The following is a 6,670-nucleotide window of genomic DNA, read 5'->3' as shown; positions in this document are numbered from 1 at the left end:
GCTCGATCGCGACGGCAACTACGGAATCTTCTTCGCTAGCTGGCAGGTCGCATCAATCGACTTGACCAATGGCGAACCTGTCAGTGATGTGTCGGAACAGGTGTCAGCCATGTCTCCGGTCTAAACAGCATGCGGGTGATCCAGTATTCGAGAGGCGCCAATGCTTGAGCCGAAAGGCCGCGGCGTACTGGGTCGCCCGGTCAAGCCGGGCGATGACAGATGTGGGTGGGGACATAGCGTCGCATTCTCGCGACATGAATTGCCCGAGCCTTGCTTCTCGTTCCGCCCTCGGGGCCTCGACCCGTCGGGCAACTCAGTGATTTGGCGCGGCCGCTATTTGCCCTTGAAGTTCGGCGTGCGCTTGTTGAGGAAAGCGTCCATGCCCTCGCGGAAATCCTCGCTCATATAGGCGCGCAGGATCAGGTCTTCGCCTTCGTCGCGCGACAGCGTGCGGCGGATGCGGCGCACCGCTTCCTTGGTCACCTCCAGCGTGATCGGCGCATGGCCGGCGACAAGTTGCGCGGTCTCGGTGGCGCGGCGCTGCAAGGTTTCCACATCGGGGACGACTTCGTTCAGCAGCCCGAGAGCCAGCGCTTCGGGCGCCTCGACCAGGCGCGCCTTGAAGATCAGATCCTTGGTCCGCGCCGGACCGATCAGCGAGACCAGCCGCGAGATGTTGGACATCGAGAGGCAGTTGCCGAGCGTGCGCGCGATCGGGAAGCCGATCCGGGTCGCCTCGGTGCCGATGCGGATGTCGCAGCATGCGGCAATACCGGCGCCGCCGCCGGTGCACGCGCCGGCGATCGCCGCGATGACGGGCACGCGGCACTGTTCGAGCGTTCCCAGCACGCGATCGATCCGCGCCTCGTAGTCCAGCGCATCCTGCGCGGTCTTGAACGCGCGGAACTGCGAGATGTCGGTGCCCGAGGCGAACGCCTTGTCGCCGGCACCGGTCAGGATCAGCGCCTTGATGGAGTGATCCTGATTGATGTTCTCGCAGATCGTGGCCATCTGCTCGTACATCGCAAAGGTCAGCGCGTTGCGGGCCTGCGGCCTGTTGAACGTGATGCGCGCGATCCCGTCCGCGACGGAGTAGATCAGGTCTTCGGTCGGTGCGACGGGCGCGTTCATGTCTCGCTCTTTCTGTTCTTTGCGATAAGGTTTCAGGCCAGCCTACTCAAGCGACGGCTTTCGATGCCTGCGATGGGTCGCGTCCCTTGAGGACCTCCATCGCGGCCACCACACCGCCGCTGCGATGCGGCACCTTGGCCAGATCGAGACCCATCTCGACGCCGGACAGCGTGCCCATCAGCATCAGGTCGTTGAAGTGGCCGATATGCCCGATCCGGAACACCTTGCCCTTGACCTTGTTGAGGCCGGTGCCGAGCGACATGTCGAAATTCTCAAGCACGACCTTGCGGAAGTAATCGGCATCGTGGCCATCGGGCACGCGCACCGCGGTCAGCGCCGGCGAATGCGCGCCCTGCTCCTGGCACTGCGTCTCCAGCCCCCAGACCTTGATGGCGGCACGCGTCGCCTCGCTGTGGCGCTTGTGGCGGGCGAACACGTTCTCGAGGCCCTCCTCCTCCAGCATCTTCACGGCCTCGCGCAGGCCGAACAGCAGGTTGGTGGCGGGCGTATACGGCCAGGTGCCGGCCTTGTTGATGTTGATGACCTCCTGCCAATCCCAATAGGAGCGCATCCCCGGATTGGCCTTGGCCACGGCCAGCGCCTTCTCCGACACGGCGTTGAAGCCGAGGCCGGGCGGCAGCATCAGCCCCTTCTGGGAGCCGGCGATCGAGACGTCGATGCCCCAGGCATCGTGTTCATATTCCAGCGAGCCGAGGCCGGAGATGGTGTCGACCATCAAGAGCGCCGGATGCTTCAGCGTGTCGAGGATCTTGCGGACGTCGCGCGGATAGGTGACGCAGGCGGTCGAGGTCTCGTTATGGACCACGCAGACGGCCTTGATCTTGTGCGCCTTGTCGGCGGACAGCCTGGCCTCGATCTGTTCGAGGTCGGCGCCATGGCGCCAGTCGCCCGGAATGAAATCGACGTCGAGCTTGAACTTGTCGGCGATGCCGTGCCACAGCACGGCGAACTGGCCGGTCTCGCACATCAATACCTTGTCGCCCGGCCGCAGCGTGTTGACGATCGCGGCTTCCCAGGCGCCGGTCCCCGACGAGGGGTAGATGATCACGGGCTGCTTGGTGCGGAACACACGCTGCATCGCAGAAAGCACGGCAAAGCCGATCTCGGCGAATTCGGCCCCGCGATGGTCCATGGTCGGCATGTCCATCGCCCGCAGCACCCGATCCGGCACGTTGGTCGGTCCCGGAATCTGCAGAAAATGCCTTCCAGTGTGCACGGTCATCGGCGTCCTTCCCGGTCTTGCTCAGTCTCTTCGCGAGCCGCTCGCATATCACTATCCGGAAATCGAAGCCAACCATATCAGCCCATAGCGGCCCACATGGCTTGGCTCTTCTTGAGACGGCTCAGTGAGTTGGCATCCGAGGCCATACCCGGCCGGATTGATCCGGCGCGACGCTATCTGGACGAATGCTGGACCACGCCTGTTGGAGCGGGACCCGCCCCAACCGTACCGGCCGCCCTGATGGGTACAGGCCCAAATCCCGGCGATCCCGACGACTCAACTCGGGAAGCGCTCGAAGGCCGGGAGATCGTGAACGGACTCTACCCATCCGACGCGCTCGGCAGTCTGCACCTGAACCCTGGGCGAGATCGAATTGGGATCGTCGAGCGCAGCGATCCTGACCTGCATCATGCCCATCTGGTCGAGAATGCCATTGCCGAAGAACAGCCCCGCGCCGCACGTCGGGCAGAACGAGCGCTGGCCGCTTTCTGAAGACGAATAGATCTTCGGCTTCCCTTGGATCAATACCGCGGCCTTCGGGACCATTGCCCACGCCAGCATCGGCGCTCCAGATTGCCTCCGACAATCGTGGCAATGGCAGACGGTACTGAAAGCCGCCTGATCGGGGACTTCGAACCTGATCTCACCGCAATGGCAGCCGCCGCTAAGCATACCCAAGCTCACTACTCCCAGCCTCTCTTCAAGACTGTATCCATGTCATCATTCTCGCCGGGTTTGTCCTCCGCCCGGCGAGGGGCAGTCATGCATATCCGGGAGCGCCATGCCGACACCTTCATCCACTCATTCGGCGGCCACCACCTTTCGCGGCGCGGCCAACCCGCCGGCCTCCTCGAACGGGCGCTCGGGATGCATCAGGAACGCCGAGAAACCACCAAGCAGCAGCAGGCCCATCGACATCAGGAACGGCAGGTACCAGTTTCCGGTGGCGTCGATGACGAAACCGGCGACCAGCGGCGAGACGATCGCCGCGAACGCCGAGCCGCTGTTCATGATCCCCGCGGCGGTGCCGGAATATTTCGCCGCGATGTCCATCGGGATCGACCACATCGGGCCGATCACCAGTTCGGCGCAGAAGAAGCCGGCCGACAGGCAGAGCGCGACCACCGTGATGTCGTGAACGAACAGGATCGGCATCAGCGAGAGCAGCGCGCCGGCGAATCCCACGATCGTCACGCTGAGCCGCGCCAGCCGCACATTGCCTGTGCGCTCGAGGATGCGATCAGAGATGACGCCGCCGATACTGTCGCCGACCACGCCGGCAAAGAACACGCCGGATGCGAACAGCGCCGAGTTCTTCAGATCGAGGCTGTAGTTGTTCTTGAAGAAAAGCGGCAGCCAGTTGAGGTAGAGCCACAGGCACCAGCCGTAGCAGAAATACGTCAGCGTCACCGGCCACATCCGCTGCAACAGCGGCCCCCACGGCACCTTCGGCCGCTCGCCCTGCGGGCGCGGCGGCAACGTCGCAAGCTCGGCCTCCGTGATGGAGCCGTGGTCCCTGGGCTCGTTGCGGAAGTACCAGATCCACGCAACACCCCAGATCAGACTGACGACGCCGAGCACCACGAATGCACCGCGCCATGTCAGCCAGAGGATCAGGAGCGCGACCACCGGCGGGGTCACCGCGTTGCCGAGCCGCGCGAACGCGTGTGTCAGCCCCTGCGCAAAGCCGCGGCGGTTCGCGGGCGTCCAGTACTGCATGGCGCGCGTCGCGGTCGGGAACGTCGCGCCTTCGCCGAACCCGAGCGCGAAGCGCGCGATGAACAGCGCCGCGAGACCATGGACGAAGCCGGTCATGATGGTCGCCGCAGCCCAGATCATGCCGCACCAGAACAAGGTCTGGCGTGGCCCGAAGCGATCGCCGACCCAGCCGCCGATCACCTGGAACAGCAGATACGGATAGGCGAAGGCCGAGAACACCAGGCCGAGCTCGGTGTTGGACAGACCAAGCTCCTTCTGGATCTCGCTGGCTGCGGTGCCGATGTTGACGCGGTCGACATAGGTGATGAAATACATCACGCAGAGCATGGCCAACACGACATGGGTGGCCTTGAACCGAAGCCTCATATCCCTCCCCTTCCCTGATCCGCGATTTTTCTGAGCCGTTGGCGTGCGGGATGCCGTCGGTCGGCGCTTAGGTGCTGACCACCTTCAGATGCGACGCGTTGCGTTGATCGCGCTGCTCGAGCAGCCGCATCGCCGCCTCGACGCCGCCCGAGCGGTGCGGCACGCCAGCAACCGACAGCCCCATCTCAACGCCGGTGAGCGCGCCCAGCAGCGTCAGCTCATTGCACTCGCCGAGATGACCGATGCGGAACACCTTGCCGGCGACCTTCGACAGGCCGGCACCGAGCGACATGTTGAAATTGTCGAGCACCGCCTTGCGGAACTGATCGGCATCATGGCCCGGCGGCATCATCACCGCGGTCAGCACCGGCGAGAACTCCGAAGGCTCCTGGCAGAGATTCTCGAGGCCCCATTGGTTGACGGCCGCGCGCGTCGCGGCGGCGAGCCGCCGATGGCGGGCGAATACGTTGTCGAGCCCCTCTTCCAGCAGCATCGCGATCGCCTCGCGCAGCCCGTAAAGCAGGTTCGTCGCCGGCGTATAGGGGAAGAAGCCCTTGGCGTTCGGCTTCAGCATCTCCTCCCAATCGAAATAGGAGCGCGGCATCTTGTTGGTGCGCGACGCGGCGCGGGCCTTGTCCGAAATGGCGTTGAAGCCGAGGCCGGGCGGCAGCATAAAACCCTTCTGCGAGCAGCTGACGCTGACATCGACCTTCCACTCGTCATGCCGGTAATCGACCGAGCCGAGCGAGGAAATGGTGTCGACCATCAGCAGCGCCGGATGCGCGGTGCGGTCGATGGCGGCACGAATGTCGGCGATCCGGCTGGTCGCGCCGGTCGAGGTCTCGTTGTGGACGACCATCACCGCCTTGATGCTGTGCGCGGTGTCGGCGGCAAGCCTTGCTTCGATCAACGCAGGATCGGCGCCGCGCCGCCAATCGCCGGCAATGAAGTCGACCTCGATGCCGAAACGGCCGGCCAGCTGCCGCCACAACGTGGCGAAGTGGCCGGTCTCGACCATCAAAACCTTGTCGCCGGGCGACAGCGTGTTGACGATCGCGGCTTCCCAGGCGCCGGTGCCCGACGACGGGAAGATCACCACCGGGCCTGCGGTCTGGAAGATCTTGCCGCTTCCCTCGAGCACGGTGCGGCCAAGCTCGGCAAACTCCGCGCTCCGGTGGTCGATGACCGGCATGTCCATCGCGCGAAGAATGCGATCCGGCACGGGGCTCGGCCCTGGAATCTGTAGAAAATGGCGTCCTTGATGCATGAGAACCTCCCAATCGCCGGATTTCGGCTCCTTGGCCAACCATTTTGCATTCATTTTTTGTATTTTCAATCCAATTCTGGTATTCGATTGTGGGGATCGACGCGACCGCGCCGGCAAATTATTGTTCAGAATATGAAATCTGCGATTCCCGAGACCGGGGTTCCGATCACCCAGCCCGCCGCCGGCAACGGCAGCGACCGCCAGGAGGTCTCGCTTCACGGCGAGATCCTGCTGCGGCTCCGCGACTATGTGGTGGAAGGCAACATTCCGGAGGGCGGGCGCGTTCCGGAACGCCAGCTGTGCGAAATGCTGGGGATCTCCAGGACGCCGCTGCGCGAGGCGCTCAAGGTGCTGGCCGCCGAAGGCCTGATCGAGCTCTTGCCCAATCGCGGCGCGCGGGTGCGCCAGCTCAGCCAGCGCGACCTCGAGGAACTGTTCGACGTCATGGCCGGACTGGAGAGCCTGGCCGGACGGCTGGCATGCGAGAACATCACGGACGAGGAAATCGCGGCGATCGAGCGACTGCACTACGAGATGTACGGTCACTATCTGCACCGCGACATGCACGGCTATTTCCAGACCAACCAGCAGATCCACGAGAGCATCGTCGCGGCTGCGCGCAACGAGACGCTGAAGACCACCTACGCCAACTTCGCAGGCCGGATCCGCCGCGTGCGCTACTCCGCCAATTTCGCCCGCAAGCGGCAACGCTGGGCCGAGGCGATGCGGGAGCACGAGGCGATCCTCGATGCGCTGCGCCGCCGCGCTGGAAGCGAGCTCAGCGACATCCTGTTCGGACATCTGCGCAACAAGCGGAGCGCTGCCATCGAGCACCTCGCCGAGGGACCGGACAGCGGCCAAGAGGCAACGCCTCAAGGCAGCTAGTTGCTCATTTTGCATTCATAATGTAATTCTCGGCTCAATCGAATGAATAATCCCCGGGC

At 64.1% G+C, this 6,670-nt stretch carries 6 protein-coding genes and 1 pseudogene; 2 read left to right on the top strand and 5 right to left on the bottom strand.

Annotation, left to right across the window (positions count from 1 at the left end; genetic code table 11):
- Positions 1-124, top strand: a pseudogene (locus AC066Y_RS07950) (IS481 family transposase); the annotation flags it as partial.
- A gap of 209 nt (positions 125-333) precedes the next feature.
- Here AC066Y_RS07950 and AC066Y_RS07945 read toward each other — a convergent pair.
- The 5 genes from AC066Y_RS07945 to AC066Y_RS07925 all read right to left on the bottom strand — a co-directional run bounded on the left by AC066Y_RS07945 (position 334) and on the right by AC066Y_RS07925 (position 5,726).
- Positions 334-1,131, bottom strand: a complete 798-nt coding sequence (locus AC066Y_RS07945; RefSeq protein ID WP_478273376.1) for an enoyl-CoA hydratase/isomerase family protein — start codon at positions 1,129-1,131, stop codon at positions 334-336.
- 46 nt (positions 1,132-1,177) lie between these two features.
- Positions 1,178-2,374 (bottom strand): pyridoxal-phosphate-dependent aminotransferase family protein, encoded by a 1,197-nt coding sequence (locus AC066Y_RS07940; protein ID WP_478273375.1) that lies wholly within the window; start codon positions 2,372-2,374, stop codon positions 1,178-1,180.
- 276 nt (positions 2,375-2,650) lie between these two features.
- Positions 2,651-3,046 (bottom strand): GFA family protein, encoded by a 396-nt coding sequence (locus AC066Y_RS07935; RefSeq protein WP_478273374.1) that lies wholly within the window; start codon positions 3,044-3,046, stop codon positions 2,651-2,653.
- A gap of 129 nt (positions 3,047-3,175) precedes the next feature.
- Positions 3,176-4,459 (bottom strand): MFS transporter, encoded by a 1,284-nt coding sequence (locus AC066Y_RS07930; protein ID WP_478273373.1) that lies wholly within the window; start codon positions 4,457-4,459, stop codon positions 3,176-3,178.
- A 67-nt stretch (positions 4,460-4,526) separates the two neighbouring features.
- Positions 4,527-5,726: a pyridoxal-phosphate-dependent aminotransferase family protein gene (locus tag AC066Y_RS07925; protein WP_478273372.1), complete on the bottom strand. Its 1,200-nt coding sequence runs from the start codon at positions 5,724-5,726 to the stop codon at positions 4,527-4,529.
- Positions 5,727-5,858: 132 nt separating this feature from the next.
- Here AC066Y_RS07925 and AC066Y_RS07920 point away from each other — a divergent pair, with 132 nt between their 5' ends.
- Positions 5,859-6,611 (top strand): GntR family transcriptional regulator, encoded by a 753-nt coding sequence (locus AC066Y_RS07920; RefSeq protein WP_478273371.1) that lies wholly within the window; start codon positions 5,859-5,861, stop codon positions 6,609-6,611.
- Positions 6,612-6,670: the final 59 nt, after the last annotated feature.

Source organism: Bradyrhizobium sp. USDA3010 (assembly GCF_056429065.1).
This window is presented reverse-complemented; position numbering and strand designations above follow the sequence as displayed.